This is a genomic window from Lysobacter sp. Root667 (genome assembly GCF_001427715.1).
Classification (GTDB): domain Bacteria; phylum Pseudomonadota; class Gammaproteobacteria; order Xanthomonadales; family Xanthomonadaceae; genus Lysobacter.
On the sequence record NZ_LMHF01000014.1, the window covers coordinates 103,580 to 128,581 of the forward strand.

Below are 25,002 nucleotides of genomic sequence, written 5' to 3' on the forward strand. Positions count from 1 at the left end.
TCGCGCCGATCGCGGCGCGCCGACACCAACGAGGCTGAGGATGACGACGCATACCGGTAGTTGCCACTGCGGCAAGGTCGCCTACGAAGTCGACGGCGAGATCGATCAGGCCCTGGATTGCAATTGTTCGATGTGCCGCAGGCGCGGCGGCCTGCTGTGGTTCGTGCCGCGCGCGGCGCTGCGCCTGACCACGGACGAGGCGGACCTGGGCACCTACCGTTTCAATACCGGCGTGATCGCCCACCACTTCTGCCCGAACTGCGGAATTTCGCCTTTCAGCGAAGGCACCGGGCCGGACGGCTCGCCGATGGGCTGCATCAATGTGCGCTGCCTGGACGGTGTCGATCTGGCGGCGCTGAAGATCGTGCCCTGGAATGGGCGCGATCATTGATCGACCGATTCCGGCGTGCGTTCCCAGTATGTAATCCCGGTCTGCGGTCCTGGTTTGCGATCCGCGCCAAAAAAAAGACCGGCGCGTGATGCGCCGGTCCGGGTCTAGCTGGCGACGCGGAAGCCGCCTTATTTGATCGGCTCGTTCAGCATCATCTGGCGCACGAAACGCACCGGCGGCGCGCCGTAGGACAGCACCTGGTCGTGGTAGGCCTTGGCGTTGAACTGGGCGCCGAGCTTGCTCTCCACCGCCTTGCGCATGTCGAAGTGCTCCTGTGCGCCGACGAAGTAGGTCGGCAACTGCGCCGAGGTCAGCTGCGCGCGCACCCACTTGCCTTCGGCCTCGCTGGCCTGCTGGAAGGCCTGCTTGGTCATCAGCTCCATCGCCTGTTCCTTGGTCCAGTTGTCGACCTGCACGCCCTGGTCGAGGATCGCGTTGGCGATGGTGCGCAGGTAGAACTTCAGCTGGACCAGGCGGAACAGCGGGTCGTTATCCAGATAGCCGGCGTCGGCCATCATGTCCTCGGTGTAGACCGCCCAGCCTTCGGCGAACAGGCCCGAACGCAGCACCGCGCGCAGGGTCGACGGCGACTTGGCCGAATGCGCGCCTTCCAGGTAGTGGCCCGGCATCGCTTCGTGGATCGACAGCAGGTGGATCATGCGGTTGTTGTATTCGCGCAGGAAGGAGTCGACCTGCTTGTCGCTCCAGTCGTCCGGAATCGGCGAGATCGCGTAGTAGGTATCCAGGCCGCGATCGAGCGGGCCGGGCGAATCGCAGTAGGCGACCGCGACACCGCGCTGGAATTCCGGCATCAGGATGATCTTGACCGGATCGTTGGGCACCGTGACCAGGTCCTTGGCGCGGGTGAACGCGGTCGCGTCGGCCAGGGTCTGCTTGGCGAAGTCGACCACCTTGTCGCGCGCGGGCTTCTCGGCGTAGGCCAGTTCCAGCGCGGCTTCGATCGCCTTCTGCTGTTCCTCGGCGCTGGGCTTGTCCGGCAAGGCGGGTGCGTTGGGCTTGTCCTTCAGCACCTTCTGCGCGATCGCGTACATGTCGCCGCGCACGCGGCCCAGCTCGGCCTCGGCGCGCTGCTTGATTTCGGCGCGCGACAGCGACGAGTTCAGCGAGTACTGCAGCTTTTCGTCGTACAGGGTCTGGCCGATGCGGAAGTTGCCCTTGGCGTTGGGCACCAGGGTTTCGTCCAGCCACTTCTGCTGCTCGGCCACGGCCTTGCGCAGGCCGGCGACGGCGGCGTCCAGGCGCTTGCGGTCCGCGCCATGAAGCTGGCCGGCGTTGGGCAGGATGAAGGTGTCGACCAGGCTGAGCACGCCGGCGTTCTGCTTGGCGACGGTCTCGGCGTGGATCTTCGGCACCCGGGTCGGGTCGAGGTTGGCGCGGGCCTGGGCGAAGATCTGCGGGATCTTCTCCATGCGCACGGTCGCCGACTTCAGGCGCTGCGGCATCGGCGCGAACTCGCGCGCCATCAGGTTGTAGATCGCGCCGCCGGCCAGGCCGCTGTAGACCTGCGGATCCCAGGCCCAGCTCTGCAGGGTGTCGATGCCCCAGATGTCCGAACGCAGCTGGTTGCGCAGGATCGCTGCGTCGATCTGGTTCTCGCGCGAGAGCTTGCTCAGGTCGACCGTGTCTAGCTCGGCCAGCAGCTTCTTGGCGAAATCGACCTGGGCCTTGCGGCCGCTTTCGCTGAGGTCGTCGACTTCGCTGTCGTAGCGGTGTTCGCCGATCTGGGTCGCCGAGACCGGGTTGAGCTTGAGCCAGCCGTCCAGCCACTGCTTGGACAGTTCGGCGAAGCGGGCGTCGGTGGCGGCGTCGGAAGCCGGCACCGCGGCGCTGGCGGTCGCCGCGGGCGCCTGCGGCGCGTCGGCCGCCTTGGGCTGGCAGGCGGCGAGGGTGACGGTCAGCAGGGCCAGGGCTAGCGGCGACTTTCGCGACAGGCGCATAACGAATCTCATGGGGGCGGCGGACGCCGCGACCCGCGGAGGATATCGCGCGCCGGGGGCGGGCCGCATAGGCCGTTGGTCGCGGGCGCTCTGCCGATTCGTTCGTCGACCTCAATGCGCTGCCGCTCGGCGCGGGCCTGCACTTGGGGTGCGGGCTCGCAACGGATGCGACGAGAGAGAGGGTCGGTCCAATGGCAGGACCGGCTTGCGCCGCGCTGAACGCGCGACGGCGTCCCCGCTGGTGGACGCCGTCGCGGCGGTGTCATAGTCCGCCCAGCCCACAGGGGGCTCGGGGAGAATCGCGATGCGCAGGGTTTGGACCACGGCCGCGTTGGCCTTGACCTTGGCGGCCGTGGCCGCCTGCAGCAAACAGACCGCGCACGACGAAGCCGCTGCTGCACCAGCGGAAAGCACGGCTGCCGCGCCTGGGCGCGCGCAGGGCGCCGCCGCGGACCTCGGCGTCAAGCTGGCCTACGAACACGAAGTCGACCTCAAGGTCGAGGCGGCCGAGATTCCCAAGCGCCTGCGCGCGGCGCAGGACGCCTGCAACGGCGGCAAGTTCGGTCCCTGCGCGGTGTTGGGTTTGCAGCAGCAGGGCGGCGACTTCCCCAGCGCCAGGCTGCAGGTGCGGGTGGTGCCCGCCGGTGTGGATCCGCTGATCGCGCTGGCCGGCAAGGGCGACGAGATCGCCAGCCGCAACACCCACGCCGAGGACCTGGCGGTGGTGATGCGCGACAACGGCCTGCTGCAGGACCGCCTGCGCCGCGAGCACGAGCGGCTGCTGGAATTCCAGGCCCGTCGCGATCTGAAGATCCAGGACATGATGATCCTGTCGGCCCAGATCGCCCAGATCGAGGCGCAGTTGCAGGGCGCGCAGCAGGAGGGCGCGCAGCACCAGCGCCGGGTCGACACTCAATTGCTGACCCTGAGCTTCAACGCGCCGCAGTCGCAGGCCAACCGCAGCGAGATCGGTCAGGCGCTGGGCGATTTCGGCAGCATCGTCACCGGCGTGATCGCCTGGCTGATCCGTGCGTTCGCAGTGCTGCTGCCGCTGGGCGTGGTGGTGCTGGCCGGCCTGTGGTTGGTGCGCCTGCTGCGCCGGCGCCGTAAGGCCGGCTGATGCGCGCCGCGCCGATGCCACCGGCGACGCGCGCATGCGCGCGCTGCTGCCGGGCGTGGCCGCGGCGCTGAAGGCGATTCCCCGAATGAACGTGGGGGCGCCTGAATGCGGCGCCCACCCCGGCCGGGTTTCAGCGTTCCTCTTCGTTCTCGAATTCGACCAGCACGTCCAGATCGAAGGCCAGCGCTTCCACCGCCTCGCGCACCTTCTCCGCGCTGGCGCGGTTGGGCGCTTCGATCTCGATTTCGTGGGTGCCCGGACCGCGATCGTCGGGCAGCCCGGCCGAGCTGGAATCGTCGTCGTCCATGCGCGGCATCAGGTCGGCGACTTCCTCGACGTGTTCGATGCCGTCCAGGCTCACCAGGAGGTTGCCGATGGCGCGGGCATCGTCTTCGCTACCGGTCACGCGCAGTCGCAGCAGGGGCATGGGTTTGGGCCTATCGCGGGGGAACGCAGCGAGGCTAGGCGGGCCGGAGCTAAGGCGATGTGACGGCGCCGGGCTACGTCATCCGGCGTCCACGACCATGGAGTAGGGTGCGCGCATGAACGCGAAAGAATCCGCCGCCGCGCCGACCGTGACCCTGCGTCCGCTGGAACGCAGCGACCTGCATTTCGTCCATCAGCTCAACAACAACCGCAGCGTGATGGGCTATTGGTTCGAGGAGCCGTACGAGTCCTTCGTCGAGCTGGAAGAACTGTTCCGTAAGCACATCCACGACCAGTCCGAACGACGCTTCATCGTCGAGGATATGCACGGCGAACGGGTCGGCCTGGTCGAGCTGGTCGAGATCGACCACATGCACCGGCGCGCCGAATTCCTGATCATGATTTCGCCCGAAAAGCAGCGCCGCGGCTATGCGCGCGCGGCGACGCGGCTGGCGATCAACTACGCGTTCCGGGTGTTGAACCTGTACAAGCTCTATCTGCTGGTCGACGTCGACAACGATCGCGCGATCGCGATCTACGAAGGCGCGGGCTTCGAGCGCGAGGGCGTGCTGCGGGACGAGTTCTTCAGCGACGGCCGCTACCACAGCGTGGTGCGGATGTGCCTGTTCCAGCATCAGGTGCTGGCTCAGCGCCGCGACGCCTGAGCGTCGCGGCGGCAGGCGCGTCGCTTACTTGGACTTGGGTTTGCCGGGCTTGCTCGGCTTGGCCGGCGCCTTCTCGCTGACTTCGCGCGTGGGCAGCGGCACGTTGCACAGGTCGATATGGCCGGCCGGCTGCTTGTACCACTCGTCGCGGCGGTTGCGGCGAGATTCGATGATCTCGTCGAAGGCGGCGCTGTCGGTGCGCAGTACTTCGATCGCGACCCGGTCCTTCTTCGGCACGTCGGCGGCCAGGCGGATCGAGGCGATCGGCACGCGCTGGGCCGGGTTCTCGTAGAAGCCCAGGGCGCCGGTGCCGCGCGGCAGCACCGACAGCAGTTCCATGCCCTGGACCACACGGCCGACCACGGTGATGTTGCGGTCGAGCTGGCGCGGCGACTGGCCGATCACGACGTAGAGTTCGGTGCCGTTGCTGGAATCGGCGGCGACGTCGCGGCCGGCGCCGACCATGCCGTAGCAGTGCGCGAGCCAGGCCGACTTGGCGCCGGTGTCGCGCGCGGCCGGGAAGCCGTCGGCGAAGCCGACTTGCTGCGCCCAGCCGTCGGGATCGGGCAGGACGTGGAACGGCAACTTGTCGCTGCTGCGCGTGAATTCGGCGGGAAGCTTGGCCTTGGTGCCCTTGCCCAGCGGCTTGCGGCTCTTGTCGTCCTCGGCCGGGTCGCCCCACTGGACCACGAAATTGTCCTGCGAGCGGTTGATGCTGAGCCCGTTCCAGTAGCCGTTGCGGGCCAGGGCGCGGATGTTGGCGACGTGCGCGGGCGCGAAGTCGGGCGCCAGTTCGATTACCACCCGGCCGCGCGGCAGGCTGAGGTAGAGGGTGTCGCGCGGGTCGAGCGCGCGCCAGTCGCCGGGCTTGGTCGCGTCGAGGATTTCCTGCATCGAGCGCGGCTTGGCCGCGTCGGCGGCCGCGGCGGCCAGCGGTAGCGACAACAAGGTCGCGGCGATCAGCAGCGGCGACAGCCATGCTGCCGGCTTGGACGAGGACGGCTTCGAACGCATCGGTGGATCTCCCCTTCAGGTCGAGCGAGTGTAGTCGCCACGCATGAACTCGGTGTAGTCGTCCTGGCCCGGGAACCGGTTCTCGATCACGAAGCGATAGCGGTCGCCGTCGAATTCGTAGCGATAACGCGCTTCGCCGCGCGGGGTGACCTTCTCGAAGCTGAGCACCTCGCCCTGCCAACGGCCGCGCGCGGGTTCGGGCGGGAATCCGAGGCTGTCGAACCACCACCACAGCACGGTGTCGCTGCCGGGCTCGATCAGGAACACGCCGTGGCCGTGGAACACAACCTGGCCGTCGCGCTCCTCCTCGTACTCCTGGATCAGGGCCATGCCGTCCAATGAGGGCCGGCATACGGTGCGGCCGATCGCCGCGCCGCCGGGGCCCCAGGGCGAAGGCGAAAGCCATTCGTCGCCTTGCCAGCGGCCGGCGAAACGCATCAACCGCGCATGCGCGGGACCGGGGTGGGGCAGATCCATGGCGAGTTCCGGCTGCGGTGGGACCGGCAGCGTAGCGTGGCCCCTGGGACGGGCGCGTGCAGGCCGCAGCCTCGTCGTCGGGACCCGGTAGTACGGCCTAGTTACTAATGGCATGCGCGGTATAGCGAACTTAATACTACTGTGGTCTCCAAGCTAGCGGGACCGGGCCATGACCGACATCGAAAGCCACCTCAGAAAGTTCCAGAAAGAGCTCAGCGCAGGCACCGTGTCGCTGGCCCTGTTGGCCGTACTCGGCGCCGCTGCCGAGCCGATGTACGGCTACCAGATCGCCAAGCGCCTGGAGCGCGAAGGCGAGGGCGTGCTCAGCGGCAAGCAGAGCGCGCTCTACCCGGTGCTGCGCAACCTCGGCGCCGCGGGCCTGCTCGACAGCCATGTCGAGCCTTCGGTGACCGGGCCGCCGCGCCGCTACTACCGCATCACCGACACCGGCCGCGAAGTCCTGCAGCAATGGACTTCGGCCTGGCGGGCCACCCGAGATTCCGTCGATTCCGTCCTTGAAGGGCCGACCGCATGAACGCCACCACCGACAAACCGCTGCCGCATTCGATCCCCGAGTACCTCGACCGCCTGCGCGCCGCGCTGGCCGGCGCCGATCCGGCGCTGGTCCAGGACGCGCTCTACGACGCCGAGGAGTACCTGCGCTCGGAACTGGCCGAGAACCCCGGCAGGAGCGAGGCCGAAGTGATCGCCGCCGTCGCCGGCAGCTACGGCGCGCCCGACGAGGTCGCCGAGATCTACCGCGATACCGAGGTCACCGTGCAGACCGCGTTGCGCGCGCCGCCGCCGCGGCCGCGCAAGTCGGTGCTGGGGCAGTTCTTCGGCGTCGCCGCCGAGCCGCGCACCTACGCCGCGCTGTTCTACATGCTGCTGTCGCTGGCCACCGGCATCTTCTACTTCACCTGGGTGGTCACCGGCGCTTCGCTGTCGGCCGGCCTGGCGGTGCTGATCATCGGCATCCCGTTCGTGATCCTGTTCCTGGGTTCGGTGCGGGTGCTGTCGCTGGTCGAAGGGCGCCTGATCGAGGTGATGCTGGGCGAGCGCATGCCGCGCCGGCCCTTGTACAGCGGCCGCGGCAAGCCGCTGTTCGACCGCATTAAGGACATGTTCGTCGACCCGCGCACCTGGGGCACTCTGCTGTACATGGTGCTGATGATGCCGCTGGGCATCCTCTACTTCACGATCGCGGTGACCGGGCTGAGCGTGTCGCTGTCGCTGATCCTGGCGCCGATCGCGATGTTGTTCGGCAGTTTCGGCGCCGGCTTCTGGATCGACGACGTCAACCTGATGTCGGCGCCCTGGACCTGGCCGCTGGCGGTGGCGCTGGGCATCGTGCTGCTGTTCGTGACCCTGCACATCGCACGCGGCGTCGGCATCTTGCACGGCGCGCTGGCCAAGCATCTGCTGGTGAAGTCGTCGCAGTACAGCTGAGCGGGATGCCATGCAGACGCGGAGGCCCGGCGGATCGCTCCGCCGGGCCTTCGTCGTTCAGCCCCTCGCGCGCCTGCGCGAGAGGGCTGGGGTAAGGCTGCTTAAGCCGCGTACTTGGCGATGAAGTCGCGCACCTGCGGATAGACCTGCTCGCGCCAGCGGCGGCCGCTGAAGATGCCGTAGTGGCCGGCGCCCTTGACCTCGATGTGCTGGCGGTCGGCTTCGGCGATGCCGGTGCACAGGCGGTGCGCGGCGCGGGTCTGGCCCTGGCCGGAGATGTCGTCGAGTTCGCCTTCGATGGTCAGCAGCGCGGTCTTGCCGATCGCGGCCGGGTTCACGCGCTCGCCGGCGACGTCCCACAGGCCGCGCGGCAGCAGGTGTTCCTGGAACACCACGCGGATCGTGTCGAGGTAATACTCGGCCGGCATGTCGAGCACGGCGTTGTACTCGTCGTAGAAGCGCCGATGCGAGGCCGCGTCTTCGAGGTCGCCCTTGAGCAGGTCCTGGTAGAAATCCCAGTGCGACTGGAAATGCCGCTCGGGGTTCATGGCGACGAAGCCGCCATGCTGGAGGAAGCCCGGGTACACGCGGCGGCCGCCGCCGGGGTAGTTGGCCGGCACGTGGTGGATCAGGTTGCCTTCGAACCACCACAGCGGCTTGTGCACGGCCAGGTCGTTGACCTGGGTCGGGCTTTCGCGGGTGTCGATCGGGCCGCCCATCATCACCAGCGAACGCGGCGTGGCTTCGCCGCGCGCGGCCATCAGCGACACCGCCGCCAGCACCGGCACGGTCGGCTGGCAGACGCTGATGACGTGCAGGTTTTCGGCGCCGATCAGGCGGATGAATTCCTGGATGTAGGCGACGTAGTCGTCGAGCGTGAAAGCGCCTTCGCTCACCGGCACCATGCGCGCATCGATCCAGTCGGTGATGTAGACCTTGTGGTCGCGCAGCAGGGTTTTGACGGTATCGCGCAGCAGGGTGCTGTGGTGGCCCGACAGCGGCGCGACCACCAGCACCGGCGGATCGTCCTTGAGCTCGGCGATGTTGTCGGCGTCGTCGGCGTAGCGCTTGAAGCGCAGCAGGCGGCAGAACGGCTTGCGCTTCATCTCGCGCTCGATCACCGGGTAGGTGTCGCCGTCGATCTCCAGCGAGTGGATGCCGAACTCGGGTTTCTCGTAGTCCTTGCCGATCCGGTACAGCAGTTCGTAGCCGGCGGCGACGCGCGAGGCGCCGGGCACGGTCGACAGCCAACTGCCGGGAGCGGCGAACATCTTGGAGCCGGCATCGGCCCAGTAGGTCATCGGCGCCAGCCAGGCGCGGCCGAGTTCGTGCATCTGGTAAAGCAGCATCGGGCGGATCCCAAGGAACGACGGTTGGCTAACGACGGTTTGCTGCGGCGCAGCATAGCCGATAGCGCGAGCGCCGGCGTTAAGCCGGCATGGATGTTCAGCCTGGGGTTTCCAGCGCCGCGGTGCCCTCGCTCAGGGCCGGCGCCAGCCACAGGTGCGAGCCGAGCGGGGCGAAGCCGGCGGCGGCGAAGCGCTCGCGGTAGAACCGCGCCGGGCGGCGCTTGAAACCGACGGTGTCGCCGTCGACGCCGTCCTCGCGGGTGAAGGTCTCCAGGAACGCGACCCCGCCGCAGAGCTCGGCCAGTCCGGGCAGGCCGCGTTCGAGCTCGCGGGTGTCGAGGTAGTGCAGCACGTCGCTGCAGATCAGCAGGTCGACCGGCGGGCACGGCCGCAGCGCTTCGAAATCGCCGAAGCGGGCGTAGTGCAGGTTGCGGCGCGCGCCGTGGCGGGCGACGGCATACTCGCTGCTGTCGAAGCCCAGATAGCGCAGCTTGGGCCGCAGTTTCAGCAGCGGCGCACGCCAGGCGGCTTCGCCGGCGCCGACGTCGAGCACGCTGCGAATCGGGCGCTCCAGGTGGTATTCGGCGCTGGCCACGGCCAGCGCGACCTTGCGCTGCAGGCGCGCGCGGCCGCCGATCTCGGGGTCGCGGTACCAGCGCTGGAAGTAGTCGCGGTCGTACTGTTTGCTCATCGTGTCCTGCATGCGGTCGTCGGCATCGGCCGCGGGCGGCGGCGTGGCATCCTAGCGCGGCCGCGCCCCCGGCCCGCAACCGCCACCCACAGGAAGCCTGCGATGAATGCCTATCTCTGGACCAAGACCGCCCATGTCGTATTCGTGATGGCGTGGATGGGAGGGGTGTTCTACCTGCCCCGGATCCTGGTCAATCTGGCGGAGGCGGGCGATGAGCCGGCGGTGCGCGCGCGGCTGGTGCTGATGGGCCGGCGGCTGTACCGCTTCGGCCACATCATGTTCGGCCTGGCGGCCTTGGCGGGCCTGACTTTGTGGCTGCATTTCGGCATCAGCGGGGAGTGGTTGCACGCGAAGCTGACCCTGGTGGTGGTGATGCTGGGCTATTACATCGTGTCTGGGCGGTGGCTCAAGGGTGTGGAGAAGGGGCGGGCGTTGCCCAGCTCCAAGGCCTTGCGCTGGTTCAATGAGCTGCCGGTGTTGCTGTTGGTCGGGGTGGTGTATTTGGTGTTGGCCAAGCCGTTCTGAGTCGGTTTGCGCAGGCTTTCCTGCGCGTCCTGCATGAATTTCTTCGAACGCCGGACGCAGGCCCGGCGCACGTCGCTGCCAGGCAAGCGCCTCGCTCGCCGAAGTCATCCCCCTCCGATCTCGTCATGTTCCCTCTCCCGCTTGCGGGAGAGGGTTAGGGGATGCAGCGCCAAAGGCGCAAATGCTGTTGCTTTGCCTCCAGTCCGTCATCCCCCGAACGCTCGGGCGCTCGGCGTCCTGGCTGAGGCGCAGTGATTTCAGCGCCATCCCGCATGCGGGTTTTTTAAAGGTTTTTGACTTCGGCGCGAAGGTCGAAGGCTTCCGCCCGCTGCGCATGCGGGTCACTTTCTCTTGCCACTCGCCTTGGGGTAGGAGCGGCGTGAGCCGCGACCGCGACCTTCGTCTTCCGACGGACCGCCTTCCGCCTTTTGCTTTCTGTGGGAGCGGCGTAAGCCGCGATTGCGAATTCAGTTTGCTGCGTTGGTTTCGTTCTTAAGCAACAGCTTCCGCCCGCTGCGCATGCGAGTCACGTTCTCTTGCCACCCGCTTTGGGGTAGGAGCGGCGTGAGCCGCGACCGCGAACTTCGTCTTCCGATGGAGGTTTCGCTATGGCTTCCGCCTTTTGCTTTCTGTGGGAGCGGCGTGAGCCGCGATTGCGAATTCCATTTGCTGCGTTGGTTCCACTACTTAAGTCAACGGCTTCCGCCCGCTGCGCATGCGGGTCACTTTCTCTTGCCACTCGCCTTGGGGTAGGAGCGGCGTGAGCCGCGACCGCGACCTTCGTCTTCCGACGGAGGAGCGGCGTGAGCCGCGACCGCGACCTTCGTCTTCCGACGGAGGTTTCGCTATGGCTCCGCCTTCCGCCTTTTGCTTTCTGTGGGAGCGGCGTRAGCCGCGATTGCGAATCCCAGCTACATTCGTCGGTTTCGTTCTTAAGCAAGAGCTTCCGCCTGCTGCGCATGCGTGTCACTTTCTCTTGCCACTCGCCTTGGGGTAGGAGCGGCGTAAGCCGCGATTGCGAACTCCGAGGTTCGGCGAAGGTTTCGATTCTCAAGTCAAAGGCTTCCGCCTGCTGCGCATGCGGGTCACTTTCTCTTGCTGGCCCAAGAGAAAGTAACCAAAGAGAAGGGCCTGCCTTGACAACCCTCCCGTGCGAGTTCGGAGCTGGCGCGGGGATTTTTCGAAGGAACATCCTGTTCCTCGAAAAACGGCGCGCGTCCTGCGCGCCGCCCTTCGGGTCTACGGTTGTTCGTCGCACTCCACGCATCGCAGCGCAGCGCATCGCTGCGCTGCGCAACTGCGATGTGTGGGGTGGCGTTGGGATCGCTCTGGTTTTGGCGGCGCGGCCGGTCGCCATCGCCGCATCGAAGCGGTGGACTCCGATGCGGCGGTGACCTAACTCAGCGGTTCTTGAAATCGTCCGGCTTCGGCAAGGTCACCGGGACCTGCTGGGCGTCGCAATCGCCCTTGGCGCAAAGCGCGCCGCGCAGTTTCGGCATGGCCTGCAGCATGAAATGGAAGATCGTGTTCTGTTCGACGCTGCCGCGGACGGCGTCGCTGCCGGGGCCGCGCGCCCAGATGCCGACGTCGTCGCCGCCGTGGGATTCGTTGCTGGTCGGGACCAGCGACTCCTGCAGGTAGTCGGGTTGCTCGGTGTCCACCTTGGTCAGGTCCGGACGGCCGTGCTCGGCCTGTTGGGTGCTGCTGGCGGTATGCAGGAAACGTTTCGGGCCTTCCGGCTGCTGGGCGCTGGCGCCGACGTAGCCGGGACCGTTGCTGTAATTGAGCGTGGTGTAGGGCATGCCGAGCGAATCGCGTGCGTAGTCGGCGGCGTCGCCGTCTTCGCCGCTGGTGCCGCGGACCTTGCCCAGGATCGGGTTGCCGCGCACCGGGTAGCCGACGAAGCTGAGCGTATGCGAATGGTCGGCGGTGACCAGGATCAAGGTGTCGTCGGCCGAGGTCGCTTCGCTGGCCGCGCGCACCGCGTCGCTGAGGGCGACGGTTTCGGTCAGGGCACGGTAGGCATTGCCGTAGTGGTGGGCGTGGTCGATGCGGCCGCCTTCGACCAGCAGCACCCAGCCGTTGCCGCCCTTGTCGGCGCTGAGGCGGTTCAGGCGCGCGATCGCGGCGCGGGTCATCTCGGCCAGGGTCGGTTCGCCGGCGCCGTCCTGGGGACGGTCGTGGTCGAACTGCATGTGGTCGGGTTCGAACAAGCCCAGCAAGGGCTTGTCCGCCGGTGCGGCCGCGAACTGCTTGGCGTTCCAGACGTAGGCGCCGCCGGGGTGGCGCTGCTTCCAGGTCGCGATCAGGTCGCGGCCGTCGAGGCGCTGGCCGACCTTGTCGTCGTATTCGGGGTCGCGCTGTTCGACCGTCATGAAGCTGCCGCGACCGCCGCCCATCAGCACGTCGGGACCGGTGCCGTAGGGCGATTCGATCATCTGCCGGGCGATGTCCTGGCAGCCGGCGGCCTTGGCGTCCTCGGGCAGGTCGGCGTCGTTCTCCCAGTTGCGGTCGGCCGAATGACTGAAGGTCGCCCCGGGGGTGGCGTGGGTCACGCGGGTGGTGGTGACCACGCCGGTGGCCAGGCCGCTGCCCGCGGCGAGTTCCCACAGGCTCAGGATCGGCGCGGCCAGGGCGCCGGCGCAGCTGCCGCGCGCGGCCTGCTGGCCGATGCTGAGCACGCCGGCGCGGGTCTTCACGCCGGTGGCCATGGCGCTCATGGTGCCGGCCGAGTCCGGCGTCTGCGAATCGGTGTTGTAGGTCTTGCTGAGCGCGGTCGAGGGGAAGCGCTCCCAGCTCAGGCGGTTCTCCTCGCCCGGGCCGCCTTTCTTCTGGCCCTCGAAGATGCGCGCGGCGGCGACCGTGGTCAGGCTCATGCCGTCGCCGACGAACAGGATCACGTTCCTGGCCTTGCCGGCCATCGCGCCGCGCTGCGCGGCCTGGGCGGCGCCGTCGCGGAACCACCACTGCGGGGTTTCGTCCTGCGGGTGGCGGATCGGGGGCACGTCCACCACGAGGGCCGCGGCGCCCACCACGGCGGGCCCGGCGGAGGCGTGCGGGGGCGACGAACTGGCGCAGGCGCTGAGGGACAGGGTGACGGCGAGGGCGAGGCAGGCGGTGCGCGTACGGGACATCTCGGGGACCGGTGGCGGACGAAACCGCGATTATGCCGTGTGGTTGTTGCTGGAATGGGATACCGGTGTTGCACCGGCGGGGGTCGCCGCGGTCGGGCGCCTCGGCTAAGGTGCCCACTCGTAGCCGCGAGGTATCCGCATGAAGCTGGTGTCGGCCTGGTTCAAGATCCCGTTCTGGCAACGGGTGCTGGGCGGCTTCGTGCTCGGCGCGCTCGCCGGTTGGCTGATGGGCCCGGCGGCCGAGACCTGGTTCGGGCCGCTGGGCAAGCTCTACGTGACCCTGATCAAGATGATCGCGGTGCCGCTGGTGCTGTTCGCGGTGATCAACGCGGTCGCGTCCCTGCATGGGCAGAAATCGGTGGCCGCGCTCGGCGGGCGCACCTTCGCCTGGTTCGCGTTCACCGCGGTGCTGGCGGTTGGCGTCGGCCTGACGGTCGCGCACCTGGTCGCGCCGGGCCAGGGCGTGGGCACGCTGCAGATCGCCGGCGACTACCAGCCCAAGGACGTGCCGCCGCCGATCGACGTACTGCTGGGCGTGGTGCCGGCCAATCCCTTCCAGGCGATGGCCGAGGGCAAGGTGCTGCAGGTGATCTTCTTCGCCGGGCTGGTCGGCTTCGCGCTGGTCAAGCTCGGCGACCGCGTCGCCGGCCTGCGCAAGCTCGCCGGCGAAGCCAGCGACACCATGATCCAGATCACCCGCTTCGTGCTGGAGTTCACCCCGCTGGGCACCTTCGGCCTGATCGCGGCGCTGATCGGCGGCTACGGTTTCGAAAAACTGCTGCCGCTGGGCAAGTTCGTGATCGCCCTGTACCTGGCCTGCGGCCTGCACATCGCCGTGGTCTACAGCGCGCTGCTGCTGGCGCATGGGCTGAACCCGCTGAAGTTCTTCCGTGGCGCGTTCCCGGGCATGCAGGTCGCGTTCGTGGCCTCGTCCAGCTTCGCCGCGCTGCCGGCTTCGCTGCGCAGCGTCACCCACAACCTGGGCGTGGACAAGAACTACGCCGGGTTCGCGTTGCCGCTGGGCGCGACCATCAAGATGGACGGCTGCGGCGCGATCTATCCGGCGATGGCGGCGGTGTTCATCGCCCAGTACGCCGACCTCGACCTGTCGCTGGCGCAGTACCTGGTGATCATGCTGGCCTCGGTGCTGGGCAGCTTCGGCACCGCCGGCGTTCCGGGTACGGCGGTGGTGATGGCGACGGTGGTGCTCAGCGCCGCCGGCCTGCCGCTGGAAACCATCGGCTATCTGTACGCGATCGACCGCGTGCTCGACATGATGCGCACCATGACCAACGTCACCGGCCAGATGCTGGTGCCGGTGCTGGTGGCGAAGGAAACCGGCCTGCTCGATCGCGCCGTGTACGAGGCCGCGCCGACCAACGTCGGCCTGGAGTCCGCCGAGGCGATCGCCAAGGATCCGGGCTGAGATGAGCGCGGCTTCCGGGACGGGTGCGGCGGGTGCGGCCGGCGACACGATCGAGCTGCTCGAACGCTTCCCCGGAGTCGACGACTACTGCCGCCTGCGCGCCGTCGCCGGCATGTCGCCGCGCACGCGCGAGGCCGCGCGCCTGGGCCTGCCGAACACGCTGTACGGCGTCAGTCTGCTGCGCGACGGCGCGGTGGTCGGCATGGGCCGGATCATCGGCGACGGCGGCTGCTTCTACAGCGTGGTCGACATCGCGGTCGTGCCGGAATGGCAGGGCCGCGGCCTGGGCAAGCGCATCCTCGACGCGCTCGACGCCTGGCTGCATGCGCACGCGCAGCCGTCGGCGTTCGTGACCCTGGTCGCCGACGGCGACGCCAAACATCTTTACGCCAAGTACGGGTTCGCCGAGAGCGCCCCGCACGCGGTCAACATGGAATACGTCGTGGGCGAAACCCGCGACGCCTGATTCGTCCGTCGTGCGCCGCGCGACGTCACGCCACGTAGAACGTCCACGGAGACCGCACCATGCCCGAAGCCTCGAACCTGATCGCCTTCGCCCTGATCGCGCTGGGCATGGTGCTCACGCCCGGGCCGAACATGGTCTATCTGATTTCGCGCTCGATCTGCCAGGGGCCCAAGGCGGGCTTGATCTCGCTGGGCGGCGTCGCGCTCGGCTTCGTGTTCTACATGCTGTGCGCGGCGCTGGGCATCACTGCGCTGGTGATGGCGGTGCCGTACGCGTACGACGCACTACGCCTGTGCGGCGCGCTCTATCTGGCTTATCTGGCCTGGCAGGCCCTGAAGCCGGGCGGGCGTTCGCCGTTCCAGGTCCGCGAGCTGCCGCAGGACAGCCCGCGCCGGCTGTTCGCGATGGGGCTGATGACCAATCTGCTGAACCCCAAGGCGGCGGTGCTGTACCTGTCGTTGCTGCCGCAATTCATCGACCCGTCCAAGGGTCAGGTACTCGGCCAGTCGCTGGCGCTGGGCAGCACCCAGATCGCGATCAGCCTGATGGTCAATGCGCTGATCGCGATCAGTGCCGGTTCGCTGGCCGCGTTCCTCGGTCGCCGCCCGACCTGGCTGGCGGTGCAGCGCTGGCTGATGGGTACGGTGCTGGCCGCGCTGGCGGTGCGGATGGCGACCGAAGCGCGACGCTGAGACCCCGGCGTGCACGCTTCAAGCGAGCACGCTTCAAGCGCGGGCGTAGCGCCAGGACTGCATGCGACCGTCGCGATAGGGCATCACGCCGTGGAACGGGCGCGGGTCGGCGTCGAACACCAGCGGCAGGAACTCGCGGTCGCCTTCCCACATCGGCAGGTCGTGCAAACGCTCCAGCGGCACCCATTCCAGGGTGCCCTCGGGATTGCTCGCGTACGGCGTGCCGCTGTAGCGGGTGATGGTGAAGATGAAACCCAGCCAGTCCTCGCCGTGCTTGCCGAAGCCGGGCCAGCTGATGGTGCCGCGCAGGTGCAGCTCGTCGCAATCGATGCCGGCCTCCTCGAGGATCTCGCGGCGCATGCCGGCGACCACGTCCTCGTCGCGCTCGAGTTTGCCGCCCAGGCCGTTGTACTTGCCGAGTTGGTGATCGTCCGGGCGCGCGTTGCGATGGACCATCAGCACTTCGCGGCCGTCGGGCGAGAGTACGTAGCCCAAGGTGGCCACGATCGGGGTGTAAGGCATCAGCGCTTTTCCTGCGGCGCCGCTTTGGCGCGTTGCTCGGCGAGGGTCTTGTCGAACGCGGCTTCGGCCTTGTCGGCATAGGCGCGACAGCTCAGCGGGTTCTTGTGCGGGGCGGCGGTGTCGGCCGGGTTCCAGCCGCTGGCGTCGGGGTGCGGCGTCAGCAGCAGGTCGCAGGGCAGGGCGCGCACCGTGGCGAAGCCACGCCGGAAGTCGTCGACGATATGCGGATAGCGCGGGTTGTCGATCAACTGGTAGCCGGGCGCGCTGAGACTGTCGGCGTAGGCGATGTGCGCGGTCTTGCCGTCGACGCGGTCGTCCCAGGTCCAGCTGGTGCTGCCGGGCGTATGCGCGGGAGTGAAATGCGCGGTGAAGCGCATGCCGCCCAGTTCGACGGTCTCGCCGTCCATGACGATGCGTTGGACTTGCACCGGCGGGAACAACATATCGCTGAAATGAATATCGTCGCTGCCGCCGCGCGCCAGCAGCACGGCGGCTTCGGCGTTGCCGACCACCTGCGCGCCGGTCGCGCGCTGGATCTGCGCCAGCGCGCCGATGTGGTCGATATGAGCATGGCTGTGCAGGATCAGCTTGAGCTGCGAGGGCTCGACGCCGAGCGCGCGCATCCGCTGCAGCAGCATGTCGCCGGCCTGCGGCAGACCGGTGTCGATCAGCACCGCGCCGGCGTCGGTCTTGACCAGGATCGCGCTCAGGCCGGCGGTGCCGATGTACCAGCTGCGTTCGCCGATGCGGAACGGCGCCACCGGTTGGCGCCAGGCGTCCTGGCTCGAATAGGCGCGGGCTTCGGGCAGCAGGGGCTCGGCGGCGGTGGCGCTGCTGGCGGCGATCAGGGACAGGGCGAGGGCGAGCAGGGCGGGGCGCAGTGAAGGCATGGGCGGCGATGGAGGGGATTGGGGGCCTGCAAGTGTCGGCGATTCGGGCCAGCGCAGCCAGGGCCGGCGGCGCCGGCAACGAGTCGGATTTGCGAGGCGACGACCGCGGTCCCGCGCATCGGCGCACCGGTTCGCATCAAGCCTTGCGGCGAATGCTGGCTTGCCGTTGTCGGCGACCGCCGCGGCAGCCAGAATGCGCGGGCATTCGCACATAACCGCAACAGGGGGAAGGATGAAATTTTTCGCAAGCATGCTGCTGTGCGCCGCGGCGCTGGTCGCCGCGCCGGTTTCGGCCCAGGAGGCCGCTGTCGCATCGCCTTCGGCGACGGGCACCTTGATCGTCGATATCAAGCCCTTCACCAGCGAGAAGGAACTGCCGAAGAAGGTCGACAAGCAATTGCGCAGCGGCGGTCTGGAGTGGGGCATCCGCGACCGGCAGTTGGTGTTCACGATGGTCGGCAAGCAGTTCGTGGACTTCCCGATCAGCCACATGACCCGCTACGGCCAGAGCGAAACCCTGGTACTGCCCGCGGGCGAATACCGCATCACCGGCATCGGTCTGGAAATGACCGCCGGCTTCAGCGTGCAGAAGATCCTCGACCGCGGCGCTTTCGTGAACGACGACGTGGTCGTGTTCCAGGTCGAGCCGGGCAAGACCTCCACCTTGCACATCAACCCGGTCATCAAGCGCGACGGGGCCTTCGTGGTCGATTTCTGGATGCCGACGATGATGGCCAGCGTCACCACCGAGGCCGGCACCAGCGCGGAGAAGGCGCTGAACGTACGCGGCGACGCCTCGATCGCCTGGCCGAACTACAAGGGTCCCTTGAAGTTCGTCGCCAAGTGATGCCCGGCGCGCGGCCGGCCCTGCGGCCGCGCGCTACGCCCGATCGCGCCCTCACGTGACTTCTGGCCGGTATGCCGGCGCCGGCCCAAGGTTAGGGTGGGTCTCTATCTGGAAAATGGAGACTTCCATGCGCTTGCGCCACATCGCGCTGCTGCTGGCCGGGCTGACGACGACCTCGGCCGCGCTCGCGGCCGACGCCGATCGCTGGACCTTGCCGGTCGCGGTCAAGAAACTCGACAACGGCCTGACCGTGGTCGTGTCCGAAGACCATACCTCGCCGACCGTCGGCGTCAGCGTGGTCTATCACGTGGGCATGCGCCTGGAGCCGAAGAACCGTACCGGTTTCGCGCACCTGTTCGAACACCTGATGTTCGAAGGCACGCCGAACGCGAAGGAAGGCGTGTTCGACCGCGTGATCACCGGCGGCGGCGGCCGCAACAACGGTTCCACCCGCGCCGATTTCACCAACTACATCGAAGTCGCGCCGGCGTCGGCGCTGGAGCCGATCCTCTGGCTCGAAGCCGACCGCATGAAGACCCTGGACTTCAACCCGACCACGCTCAAGAACCAGCAGGATGTGGTCAAGGAAGAGATCCGGGTCAACGTGAAGAACCAGCCCTACGGCGGCTTCATGTGGATCGACATCGGCCAGCAGGCGTTCCAGAAGTGGGAGAACAACCACGACGGCTACGGCAGTTTCCAGGATCTGGAGAACGCCAGCCTGGAGGACGTGGCCGCGTTCCACCGCGACTACTACGGCCCCAACAACGCCGTGCTCGGCCTGGCCGGCGACATCACGCCCGAGCAGGGCTTCGCGCTGGCGCAGAAGTACTTCGGCGGGATCCCGGCGCGCAAGGCCCCGGCCGCGCCCGATTACCGCGAAGGCCTGAACACGAAGGAAAAACGCATCGTCCAGTCCGACGCGCTGGCCCAGGTGCCGGCGATCGCGGTCGGTTGGAAGATGCCCGACCGCGGCAGCCCGGACCAGGCGCCGATGGCGGTGCTGGGCGCCTTGCTCGCCGACGGCGACGCGTCGCGCTTCTACCAGGGCACGGTCAAGGGCCGCGAGCTCGCGCTCAACATGGAGCTGCTGTACGGCCTGACCAGCGAATGGGAATACGACGGCCCGACTCTGTTCGTGGTCAATGCGCTGTACAAGCCCACGTCCAGCGCCGACGAATTGCTCAAGGCCTTCGACGAGGAGATCGCCAAGGTCGCCGAGCAAGGCGTGGACGAGGCCACGCTCAAGCGGGTCAAGACACAGCTGTTGGCCAATTGGTACAACGGCCTGGAGACCTTCATCGACCGCGCCGACGCGCTGGCCAAGCTGCAGACCCTGTGGGGCGATGCCGCCGTGGTCAACAAGATTCCCGGCTGGATCGACGGCGTGACGTCCGCCGATGTCCAGCGTGCGGCCAAGACCTATCTGACCCCCGCCAACCGCACCGTGATCGACCGCAAGCCCGCAGCGATGCTGGCTCCGGCCGCCGCGCCCGCCGCCGCCAAGAACTGAGGAGACGACGATGAAGACGCATCCGAACCTGATCGCCGTCGCGATCTCGTTGACGCTCGCCGTCGCCGGCGCCGCCCACGCCGGTCCCAAGGCCGCGCTGCCCGCGCAATTGCCGCCGTACGCGCCCGACAAGCCGTTGCCGGTACCGAATATCGTCAAGAAGACCCTGTCCAACGGCCTGGAAGTGTGGGTGCTGCCGCGCGACGGCATGCCGCGCGTCGACTACGTGCTGGCGGTGCGCAACGCCGGCTACGCCGCCGATGCCGCCGATGCCTCCGGCTTCGCCGCGCAGTTGGCGAGCTTGCTCAACGAAGGCACTGCGCAGCGCGATTCCAAGGCGATCGCCGAAGCCGCGCAGGGCTATGGCGGCAGCGTCGGCGCCTCGGCCAACAACGACGGCATCAACCTCTACGGCGACGCGCTGGTGTCCAACGCCGCGCCGATGCTGGCCCTGCTGGCCGAGATCGCGCGCACGCCGTCGTTCCCGGACGGCGAGGTCAAGCTGGCCCAGGCCAACGCGCAGCAGGCTTTGAAGGCGGCCGAGGCGCAGCCTTCGTTCAAGGCCTCGCGCGCGCTGCTGGCGGCGAGCTACGGCGATCATCCGTACGCGCGCACCCAGCCGACCGAGGGCATGATCGCGGCGATCACGCCGCAGAAGCTGCGCGCCGAGCACGCGCGCCGCTTCCGCCCCGACCGCGCGCTGCTGGTCATCACCGGCCGGGTTTCGCCCGAGGACGGTTTCAAGCTCGCCGAGCGTTCCTTCGGCGACTGGAAGGCCAGCGGCGAGCCGATCGCCGACACCGCACCCGCGCGTCGCGAGGCCAAGCCGAGCTTCGTGCTGATCCAGCGCGACGGCAGCGTGCAGTCGACCCTGCGCCTGGGGCGTCCGGCAATTCCGATCACCGACCCCGACTACGTGCCGATGCAGTTGGCCAGCACCGTGCTCGGCGGCGGCTTCAGCAGCCGCGTCAACCAGAACTTGCGCGAGGACAAGGGCTACACCTACGGCGCCAGCGCGGGCCTGCAGACCGGACGCGTCGGCGGCCGGGTCCAGGGCGGCGCCGACGTGCGCAACGACGTCACCGGCGCGGCGCTCAAGGAGTTCTTCCACGAGTTCGAGCGGCTGGGCAAGGAACCGGTGCCGGCGCAGGAACTGGAAGACACCAAGCGCTACATCGCCGGCGGCTACATGATAGGCAACCAGCAACAGGGTTCGGTCGCCGCGACGCTGGCAAACCAATGGCTGATGGGCCTGCCCTCGGATTTCCTCGGCCAGTACGTGCCGCGAATCCGTGCGGTCGATGCCGCGCAGGTGCAGGCGATTGCGAAGAAATACTTCGTGCCCGCGGATCAGTCGATTGTGGTGGTCGGCGACGGCAAGGCGGTGGCCGAGCAGTTGAAGGCTTACGGAGAGTTCGTGGCGCCGGCGAAGTAGGGCGGCGCGGTGGTGGTTTGGGTTCGCCGCGCCTGCTTTTTCCTCCCTCCTTTGGAAAGGAGGGGGGGATTGCTTCCGCTTTCTGTGGGAGCGGCGTAAGCCGCGATCGCTTGGCCTGTCCGCCCCGCTCCGCCAGGCGGTGGCCGCGCCTGTTCCGCTCTGGCCTCGGGGTAGGAGCGGCGTGAGCCGCGACCGCGACCTTCGGCTGCTGCGTAAGTTTCGATACGGATCGGCTTCGCTTTCTGCTTTCTGTGGGAGCGGCGTGAGCCGCGATCGCCAGTGCGGCGGCCGCGCCTGTTCCGCTCTCGCCTTGGGGTAGGAGCGGCGTAAGCCGCGACCGCGACCTTCGGCTAGCGCGCTGGCTTCGATTCGGATTGGCTTCGCATTCTGTGGGAGCGGCGTGAGCCGCGATTGCGAATTCCGTTTGCTGCGTTGGCTTCGTTCTTAAGTAACAGCTTCCGCCCGCTGCGCGTGCGGGTCACTTTCTCTTGCCACTCGCTTTGGGGTAGGAGCGGCGTAAGCCGCGACCGCGACCTTCGGCTACCGCGCTGGCTTCGATTCGGATTGGCTTCGCCTTCTGTGGGAGCGGCGTAAGCCGCGATTGCGAATTCCGTTTGCTGCGTTGGCTTCGTTCTTAAGCAACAGCTTCCGCCCGCTGCGCGTGCGGGTCACTTTCTCTTGCTAGCCCAAGAGAAAGTAACCAAAGAGAAGGGCTGTTTCTTGACAACCCTCCCGTGCGGATTCGGTGCTTGCGCGGGGATTTTTCGAAGGAACATCCTGTTCCTCGAAAAACGGCGCGCGTCCTGCGCGCCGCCCTTCGGGTCTGAGTGGGATGAGGCGAGTGCAGCGCATTGGGTTTCAATGCCGCAGCAACAGCAACAGCAACAGCAACAGCAACAGCAACCGCAACCGCAACCGCAACCGCAACACGTGCGTGCTGAGATTCGATCTAGATGACCGATCTCAGCCCACTTCCAGCGCGTACTTCAGCAGAATCTTCGCCGCCACCGCGCCCAGCACCAAGCCGACCCCGCCGTACAGCAGCGCGCTGAGGAAAAACCCCAGCCCGCCATCGACGAAGCCGACACCGGCGCCGGTGAGCAGGGCGAACAGCGCATACGAAGGAATGAACAGCAGGTAGGCGATCCAATCGTGGCGATCGCCGTCCTTGCGAATATCCAGCGGCTTGCCGGTGGTCGCCCAGCGCGCCGCCATCTTCGCGAGCACGAACGGCGCGGCCAGCATCGCCGCCGCCTCCAGCACTTTCAGGCCGACCACCAGGCCGACCGCGAGCAGACCGCCGCTGATCCACCGGGCGGCCTCGTGGCCGGGCGCGGCGTAGCCGGCGAGCCAGGCGCCGATCGCGAACGCCGACGCGAACAAGCCGAGGGTGTAGAGGATGGCCTTGCCCGAGTTGTGCGGATCGCCGCGGCTCATGCGGCGCCCTTGCGGGGGCTACCGACCAGACGTGCGGCCAGCCAGGCGGCCGGGATCGGCAGCAGCACGCCGGCCACGGTCATCCACAGCGGGTGCGGGATCATCAGGTTGTTGGCGATCACGCCCAACACCACCAGGACGCCGATGGTCAGCGCGGCGCCGTTTTTGTGCCGGCGCGAAATCAGCGCCGCGACCAGGCCGCCGTCGAAGGCGCCCGCGACCCAGCCCAGCAGCACCAGCAGCATCGCGCTCGGCGGCGCGGCGCCGATGAAGGCGGCCAGCGTCTGCGGATCGGCCAGGTTGGTGCCCGGCGGCGGTGGGTGCAGCGCCACGCCGCCGAATTCGCACAGCGTGATCGTGATCCAGGCGACCACCAGGCCGGCCAGTACGGCGAGTATCGTGCGTCCCATGTCGTCTCTCCGCAGGCAATCGCGGGGAGCATCGCGCGCCGTGCGCATCGCCGCAAGCACAGCGCTGTGCGCATAATCGGCGCCCCGACCCACGGAGCCAGCGCATGCCTGCCAGCCCCTCCGATCCGCGCTCGCCCGAAGCCGATCGCTACATCGCCACCCCGCCGCCTCGGCCGCGCCTGCTCGCCTTCGCCGGCAGCCTGCGCCAGGGTTCCTACAACCGCCGCCTGATCCCGCTGCTGGCCGAAGGCGCGCGCGCGGCCGGCGCGGATGTCGAACTGATCGAATTGCGCGACTATCCGCTGCCGGTCTACGACGGCGACATCGAAGCCGCCGGCATGCCCGACAACGTGCGCCGTCTACAAAGCCTGATGGCCGCTTGCGACGGCCTGCTGATCAGCACGCCCGAGTACAACGGCTCGATGCCGGCGCTGGTCAAGAACACCCTGGACTGGATGTCGCGGGCGACCGCCGACGGCAAGTCCGGCACTTTGCTGTTCCAGGACAAGATGGCCGGCATCGTCTCGGCCTCGCCCGGCCCGCTCGGCGGGATCCGCTCGCTGATCGTGCTGCGCGACGCTCTGTCGAAACTCGGCCTGCTGGTGGTGCCGCAGCAGGTCGCGGTCGGCAACGCTGCCGAGCGCCTGCCCGACACCGGCGTGCTCGTCGACGAACGCCTGCACCGCGCCGTGCTCGGCGTCGGCGCCGCCGTGGTCCGTCATCTGTGCAAGGGAGTCGTGGCATGAAAGGCCAGCAGCGCGAACTGAACCTGCGTTTCCTCGCCCAGCCCACCGACGTCAACTACGGCGGCAAGGTCCACGGCGGCATGGTGATGAAGTGGATCGACCAGGCCGGCTACGCCGCCGCGGTCGGCTGGAGCGGTAAGTACAGCGTCACCGTCGCGGTCGGCGGCATCCGCTTCGTGGCGCCGATCCGGATCAGCGATCTGGTCACCGTGCACACCAAATTGATCCATACCGGCACCACCAGCATGCATTTCGCGGTGGACGTGAAAGCGCGCGACCCGGGCCTGGACGACGGCGAGTCGGAAGAGCGGCTGTGCACGCATTGCGTGATCGTGTTCGTGGCCATGGACCAGGTCGAGGGCAAGCCGACCCCGGTGCCGCCATGGACCCCGACCAGCGAGGACGACAAGCGCCTGGCCGAGTACGCCTTGAAGGTGATGGAGCTGAGCAAGGGCATCGAGGCTACGGTCGAGCGCTACGTGCGCGACAACGACTGAGCTGCCGGCGGTCGATTCCGCTGCGCGCCGCGCGGGCCGCTATGGCCTGCGCGGGATGGCGCGCGCTTCGCATCCTTGAGCGCGGAGGCCGTGCACGGCCCCTGAAACGCAGAAGGCCGCCCGGAGGCGGCCTTCTTTCATTCGACGCGGGCGCGGCGGCTCAGATGCCTTCGACCCGGCGCGCTTCCATGAACTTGCCGCTCCAGTAGCCGGTGTCCAGGCTGGACACGGTCACGTCCTTGCCGGTGCGCGGGGCGTGGACGAAGCGGCCTTCGCCCAGATAGATGCCGACGTGGTCGACCCGGCCTTTGCGGCCGAAGAACACCAGATCGCCTTCGCTGAGGTCGTTGCGGTCGCTGATCAGTTCGCCGGTCTTGGCCATCTCGCGCGAGACGCGCGGCAGTTCGATGCCCAGGGCATTGCGGAACACGTAGCCGACCAGGCCGCTGCAGTCGAAACCCTTGTCCGGGGAGCTGCCGCCCCAGCGATAGGGCGTGCCCAGCAGGGCCAGGGCGCGCTGGAGCATGCCCTTGATGCGGCCTTCGCCGGCCGGTGCGGCGGCGGTGGCGTTCTTGCTGTCGCCGGCGGCGTTGGAATAGGCCAGCAGACGGTTGAGATCGGTCGCCAGCAGCAGGGCGCGATCCGGCAGGGTCATCGCGTCGGGCAGCATGTGGCGGGTGGCGGGCGCCGGGCCATCGGCCGAGTCGCCGCTCATGGACGAACCGCCGGCCAGCGAGGCCACGGCGGAAGGCTGTTCCTGCGCGAACGCCGGCAGCGCCGAAGCGGCCAGGGCGAGGGTCAGGGAAATACGGAGCGCTGCCCGCGCGAGGCGGGGCGAGGTGGTGGCAGCTGGGCGGCCTTGGCGGAAATGCTGGGTCGTCACGCGGTCATCACTGAATCAAGACCGACCGATGATGCCTGC

At 68.1% G+C, this 25,002-nt stretch carries 26 protein-coding genes; 14 read left to right on the forward strand and 12 right to left on the reverse strand.

The features are described 5' to 3' along the window. Nucleotides 1–40: 40 nt before the first annotated feature. Complete coding sequence (locus ASD78_RS15825; protein ID WP_056103173.1) at nucleotides 41–391, forward strand: GFA family protein; 351 nt, start codon at nucleotides 41–43, stop codon at nucleotides 389–391. Between the two features lie 128 nt (nucleotides 392–519). Here the strand turns inward: ASD78_RS15825 and ASD78_RS15830 are convergent, their stop codons facing one another. Beyond that, nucleotides 520–2,349, reverse strand: coding sequence for a DUF885 domain-containing protein (locus ASD78_RS15830; protein WP_056103175.1), 1,830 nt, complete (start codon nucleotides 2,347–2,349; stop codon nucleotides 520–522). 304 nt (nucleotides 2,350–2,653) lie between these two features. On the opposite strand from ASD78_RS15830, the gene ASD78_RS15835 reads away from it, so the two are divergent. Next, the gene (locus ASD78_RS15835) at nucleotides 2,654–3,469 is read left to right on the forward strand and encodes a DUF4349 domain-containing protein (protein WP_082575670.1); all 816 of its coding nucleotides are present in this window, start codon (nucleotides 2,654–2,656) and stop codon (nucleotides 3,467–3,469) included. A 130-nt stretch (nucleotides 3,470–3,599) separates the two neighbouring features. On the opposite strand, the gene ASD78_RS15840 is transcribed toward ASD78_RS15835, so the two are convergent. Then, nucleotides 3,600–3,896 (reverse strand): hypothetical protein, encoded by a 297-nt coding sequence (locus tag ASD78_RS15840; protein WP_055901266.1) that lies wholly within the window; start codon nucleotides 3,894–3,896, stop codon nucleotides 3,600–3,602. Nucleotides 3,897–4,011: 115 nt separating this feature from the next. Between ASD78_RS15840 and speG the strand changes: the two genes are divergently transcribed. Beyond that, nucleotides 4,012–4,560, forward strand: a complete 549-nt coding sequence (gene speG, locus ASD78_RS15845; protein WP_055901263.1) for a spermidine N1-acetyltransferase — start codon at nucleotides 4,012–4,014, stop codon at nucleotides 4,558–4,560. A 24-nt stretch (nucleotides 4,561–4,584) separates the two neighbouring features. Here the strand turns inward: speG and ASD78_RS15850 are convergent, their stop codons facing one another. Together ASD78_RS15850 and ASD78_RS15855 are read right to left on the reverse strand one after the other, a co-directional pair. Continuing rightward, nucleotides 4,585–5,454, reverse strand: a complete 870-nt coding sequence (locus ASD78_RS15850) for a peptidylprolyl isomerase (protein ID WP_235566532.1) — start codon at nucleotides 5,452–5,454, stop codon at nucleotides 4,585–4,587. Between the two features lie 135 nt (nucleotides 5,455–5,589). Next, nucleotides 5,590–6,051 carry a DUF1579 family protein gene (locus ASD78_RS15855; RefSeq protein WP_056103185.1) on the reverse strand — a complete coding sequence of 154 codons (462 nt, stop codon included), beginning with the start codon at nucleotides 6,049–6,051 and terminating at the stop codon, nucleotides 5,590–5,592. A 169-nt stretch (nucleotides 6,052–6,220) separates the two neighbouring features. On the opposite strand from ASD78_RS15855, the gene ASD78_RS15860 reads away from it, so the two are divergent. Continuing rightward, entirely contained in the window at nucleotides 6,221–6,586 is a 366-nt protein-coding gene (locus ASD78_RS15860; RefSeq protein ID WP_055901253.1) for a PadR family transcriptional regulator, read from the forward strand. Beyond that, nucleotides 6,583–7,500: a sensor domain-containing protein gene (locus ASD78_RS15865; RefSeq protein ID WP_055901250.1), complete on the forward strand. Its 918-nt coding sequence runs from the start codon at nucleotides 6,583–6,585 to the stop codon at nucleotides 7,498–7,500. Before ASD78_RS15860 ends, ASD78_RS15865 begins: the two co-directional genes overlap by 4 nt. A 101-nt stretch (nucleotides 7,501–7,601) precedes the next feature. Here ASD78_RS15865 and phaZ read toward each other — a convergent pair whose 3' ends face one another. Beyond that, nucleotides 7,602–8,846, reverse strand: coding sequence for a polyhydroxyalkanoate depolymerase (gene phaZ / locus ASD78_RS15870; protein WP_055901554.1), 1,245 nt, complete (start codon nucleotides 8,844–8,846; stop codon nucleotides 7,602–7,604). 100 nt (nucleotides 8,847–8,946) lie between these two features. Further along, nucleotides 8,947–9,540, reverse strand: a complete 594-nt coding sequence (locus ASD78_RS15875) for a class I SAM-dependent methyltransferase (protein ID WP_056103834.1) — start codon at nucleotides 9,538–9,540, stop codon at nucleotides 8,947–8,949. Between the two features lie 102 nt (nucleotides 9,541–9,642). On the opposite strand from ASD78_RS15875, the gene ASD78_RS15880 reads away from it, so the two are divergent. Further along, the gene (locus tag ASD78_RS15880) at nucleotides 9,643–10,065 is read left to right on the forward strand and encodes a CopD family protein (RefSeq protein ID WP_056103188.1); all 423 of its coding nucleotides are present in this window, start codon (nucleotides 9,643–9,645) and stop codon (nucleotides 10,063–10,065) included. Nucleotides 10,066–11,465: 1,400 nt separating this feature from the next. Here the strand turns inward: ASD78_RS15880 and ASD78_RS15885 are convergent. After that, entirely contained in the window at nucleotides 11,466–13,199 is a 1,734-nt protein-coding gene (locus ASD78_RS15885) for an alkaline phosphatase (protein WP_056103191.1), read from the reverse strand. Between the two features lie 139 nt (nucleotides 13,200–13,338). Between ASD78_RS15885 and ASD78_RS15890 the strand changes: the two genes are divergently transcribed. The 3 genes from ASD78_RS15890 to ASD78_RS15900 are packed head-to-tail and all read left to right on the forward strand — an operon-like array spanning nucleotide 13,339 to nucleotide 15,783. Then, nucleotides 13,339–14,625, forward strand: coding sequence for a dicarboxylate/amino acid:cation symporter (locus ASD78_RS15890; RefSeq protein WP_056103194.1), 1,287 nt, complete (start codon nucleotides 13,339–13,341; stop codon nucleotides 14,623–14,625). Between the two features lies 1 nt (nucleotide 14,626). After that, nucleotides 14,627–15,091, forward strand: a complete 465-nt coding sequence (locus tag ASD78_RS15895; protein WP_056103197.1) for a GNAT family N-acetyltransferase — start codon at nucleotides 14,627–14,629, stop codon at nucleotides 15,089–15,091. Nucleotides 15,092–15,150: 59 nt separating this feature from the next. Continuing rightward, nucleotides 15,151–15,783 carry a LysE family translocator gene (locus ASD78_RS15900; RefSeq protein WP_055901230.1) on the forward strand — a complete coding sequence of 211 codons (633 nt, stop codon included), beginning with the start codon at nucleotides 15,151–15,153 and terminating at the stop codon, nucleotides 15,781–15,783. A gap of 33 nt (nucleotides 15,784–15,816) precedes the next feature. On the opposite strand, the gene ASD78_RS15905 is transcribed toward ASD78_RS15900, so the two are convergent. Both ASD78_RS15905 and bla read right to left on the reverse strand, forming a co-directional pair. Further along, nucleotides 15,817–16,305, reverse strand: a complete 489-nt coding sequence (locus ASD78_RS15905) for an 8-oxo-dGTP diphosphatase (RefSeq protein ID WP_056103200.1) — start codon at nucleotides 16,303–16,305, stop codon at nucleotides 15,817–15,819. After that, nucleotides 16,305–17,186: a subclass B3 metallo-beta-lactamase gene (gene bla / locus ASD78_RS15910; protein WP_056103838.1), complete on the reverse strand. Its 882-nt coding sequence runs from the start codon at nucleotides 17,184–17,186 to the stop codon at nucleotides 16,305–16,307. The genes ASD78_RS15905 and bla overlap by 1 nt, the downstream gene beginning before the upstream one ends. A gap of 241 nt (nucleotides 17,187–17,427) precedes the next feature. On the opposite strand from bla, the gene ASD78_RS15915 reads away from it, so the two are divergent. The 3 genes from ASD78_RS15915 (at nucleotide 17,428) to ASD78_RS15925 (ending at nucleotide 20,990) form a co-directional block, all read left to right on the forward strand. Continuing rightward, nucleotides 17,428–18,042 carry a hypothetical protein gene (locus tag ASD78_RS15915; RefSeq protein WP_055901224.1) on the forward strand — a complete coding sequence of 205 codons (615 nt, stop codon included), beginning with the start codon at nucleotides 17,428–17,430 and terminating at the stop codon, nucleotides 18,040–18,042. A gap of 127 nt (nucleotides 18,043–18,169) precedes the next feature. Then, entirely contained in the window at nucleotides 18,170–19,555 is a 1,386-nt protein-coding gene (locus ASD78_RS15920) for a pitrilysin family protein (protein ID WP_056103203.1), read from the forward strand. Between the two features lie 10 nt (nucleotides 19,556–19,565). Beyond that, on the forward strand, nucleotides 19,566–20,990 hold the full coding sequence (locus ASD78_RS15925) for a pitrilysin family protein (protein WP_056103205.1): 1,425 nt from the start codon (nucleotides 19,566–19,568) through the stop codon (nucleotides 20,988–20,990). Nucleotides 20,991–21,953: 963 nt separating this feature from the next. Here the strand turns inward: ASD78_RS15925 and ASD78_RS15930 are convergent. Together ASD78_RS15930 and ASD78_RS15935 are read right to left on the reverse strand one after the other, a co-directional pair. Then, nucleotides 21,954–22,427, reverse strand: coding sequence for a hypothetical protein (locus ASD78_RS15930; protein WP_056103208.1), 474 nt, complete (start codon nucleotides 22,425–22,427; stop codon nucleotides 21,954–21,956). Next, the gene (locus tag ASD78_RS15935) at nucleotides 22,424–22,837 is read right to left on the reverse strand and encodes a hypothetical protein (RefSeq protein ID WP_056103214.1); all 414 of its coding nucleotides are present in this window, start codon (nucleotides 22,835–22,837) and stop codon (nucleotides 22,424–22,426) included. Before ASD78_RS15935 ends, ASD78_RS15930 begins: the two co-directional genes overlap by 4 nt. Before the next feature lie 104 nt (nucleotides 22,838–22,941). On the opposite strand from ASD78_RS15935, the gene ASD78_RS15940 reads away from it, so the two are divergent. Together ASD78_RS15940 and ASD78_RS15945 are read left to right on the forward strand one after the other, a co-directional pair. Beyond that, complete coding sequence (locus tag ASD78_RS15940) at nucleotides 22,942–23,583, forward strand: NAD(P)H-dependent oxidoreductase (RefSeq protein ID WP_082575671.1); 642 nt, start codon at nucleotides 22,942–22,944, stop codon at nucleotides 23,581–23,583. After that, complete coding sequence (locus tag ASD78_RS15945) at nucleotides 23,580–24,080, forward strand: hotdog domain-containing protein (RefSeq protein WP_055901210.1); 501 nt, start codon at nucleotides 23,580–23,582, stop codon at nucleotides 24,078–24,080. The genes ASD78_RS15940 and ASD78_RS15945 overlap by 4 nt, the downstream gene beginning before the upstream one ends. 160 nt (nucleotides 24,081–24,240) lie before the next feature. On the opposite strand, the gene ASD78_RS15950 is transcribed toward ASD78_RS15945, so the two are convergent. Then, complete coding sequence (locus ASD78_RS15950; protein ID WP_056103215.1) at nucleotides 24,241–24,963, reverse strand: C40 family peptidase; 723 nt, start codon at nucleotides 24,961–24,963, stop codon at nucleotides 24,241–24,243. Between the last annotated feature and the right edge of the window lie 39 nt (nucleotides 24,964–25,002).

Excerpts from the sequence above, each read along its gene's own strand:
- ASD78_RS15925 (WP_056103205.1), top strand. The coding sequence starts at position 19,566 with ATGAAGACGCATCCGAACCTGATCGCCGTCGCGATCTCGTTGACGCTC.
- ASD78_RS15885 (WP_056103191.1), bottom strand. The coding sequence starts at position 13,199 with ATGTCCCGTACGCGCACCGCCTGCCTCGCCCTCGCCGTCACCCTGTCC.
- ASD78_RS15895 (WP_056103197.1), top strand. The coding sequence starts at position 14,627 with ATGAGCGCGGCTTCCGGGACGGGTGCGGCGGGTGCGGCCGGCGACACG.
- ASD78_RS15935 (WP_056103214.1), bottom strand. The coding sequence starts at position 22,837 with ATGGGACGCACGATACTCGCCGTACTGGCCGGCCTGGTGGTCGCCTGG.
- ASD78_RS15890 (WP_056103194.1), top strand. The coding sequence starts at position 13,339 with ATGAAGCTGGTGTCGGCCTGGTTCAAGATCCCGTTCTGGCAACGGGTG.
- ASD78_RS15915 (WP_055901224.1), top strand. The coding sequence starts at position 17,428 with ATGAAATTTTTCGCAAGCATGCTGCTGTGCGCCGCGGCGCTGGTCGCC.
- ASD78_RS15875 (WP_056103834.1), bottom strand. The coding sequence starts at position 9,540 with ATGAGCAAACAGTACGACCGCGACTACTTCCAGCGCTGGTACCGCGAC.
- ASD78_RS15900 (WP_055901230.1), top strand. The coding sequence starts at position 15,151 with ATGCCCGAAGCCTCGAACCTGATCGCCTTCGCCCTGATCGCGCTGGGC.
- ASD78_RS15840 (WP_055901266.1), bottom strand. The coding sequence starts at position 3,896 with ATGCCCCTGCTGCGACTGCGCGTGACCGGTAGCGAAGACGATGCCCGC.
- ASD78_RS15940 (WP_082575671.1), top strand. The coding sequence starts at position 22,942 with ATGCCTGCCAGCCCCTCCGATCCGCGCTCGCCCGAAGCCGATCGCTAC.
- ASD78_RS15835 (WP_082575670.1), top strand. The coding sequence starts at position 2,654 with ATGCGCAGGGTTTGGACCACGGCCGCGTTGGCCTTGACCTTGGCGGCC.
- ASD78_RS15855 (WP_056103185.1), bottom strand. The coding sequence starts at position 6,051 with ATGGATCTGCCCCACCCCGGTCCCGCGCATGCGCGGTTGATGCGTTTC.
- ASD78_RS15850 (WP_235566532.1), bottom strand. The coding sequence starts at position 5,454 with ATGCAGGAAATCCTCGACGCGACCAAGCCCGGCGACTGGCGCGCGCTC.
- ASD78_RS15830 (WP_056103175.1), bottom strand. The coding sequence starts at position 2,349 with ATGCGCCTGTCGCGAAAGTCGCCGCTAGCCCTGGCCCTGCTGACCGTC.
- ASD78_RS15920 (WP_056103203.1), top strand. The coding sequence starts at position 18,170 with ATGCGCTTGCGCCACATCGCGCTGCTGCTGGCCGGGCTGACGACGACC.
- ASD78_RS15865 (WP_055901250.1), top strand. The coding sequence starts at position 6,583 with ATGAACGCCACCACCGACAAACCGCTGCCGCATTCGATCCCCGAGTAC.
- ASD78_RS15930 (WP_056103208.1), bottom strand. The coding sequence starts at position 22,427 with ATGAGCCGCGGCGATCCGCACAACTCGGGCAAGGCCATCCTCTACACC.
- ASD78_RS15860 (WP_055901253.1), top strand. The coding sequence starts at position 6,221 with ATGACCGACATCGAAAGCCACCTCAGAAAGTTCCAGAAAGAGCTCAGC.
- speG (WP_055901263.1), top strand. The coding sequence starts at position 4,012 with ATGAACGCGAAAGAATCCGCCGCCGCGCCGACCGTGACCCTGCGTCCG.
- ASD78_RS15880 (WP_056103188.1), top strand. The coding sequence starts at position 9,643 with ATGAATGCCTATCTCTGGACCAAGACCGCCCATGTCGTATTCGTGATG.
- ASD78_RS15945 (WP_055901210.1), top strand. The coding sequence starts at position 23,580 with ATGAAAGGCCAGCAGCGCGAACTGAACCTGCGTTTCCTCGCCCAGCCC.
- ASD78_RS15905 (WP_056103200.1), bottom strand. The coding sequence starts at position 16,305 with ATGCCTTACACCCCGATCGTGGCCACCTTGGGCTACGTACTCTCGCCC.
- ASD78_RS15825 (WP_056103173.1), top strand. The coding sequence starts at position 41 with ATGACGACGCATACCGGTAGTTGCCACTGCGGCAAGGTCGCCTACGAA.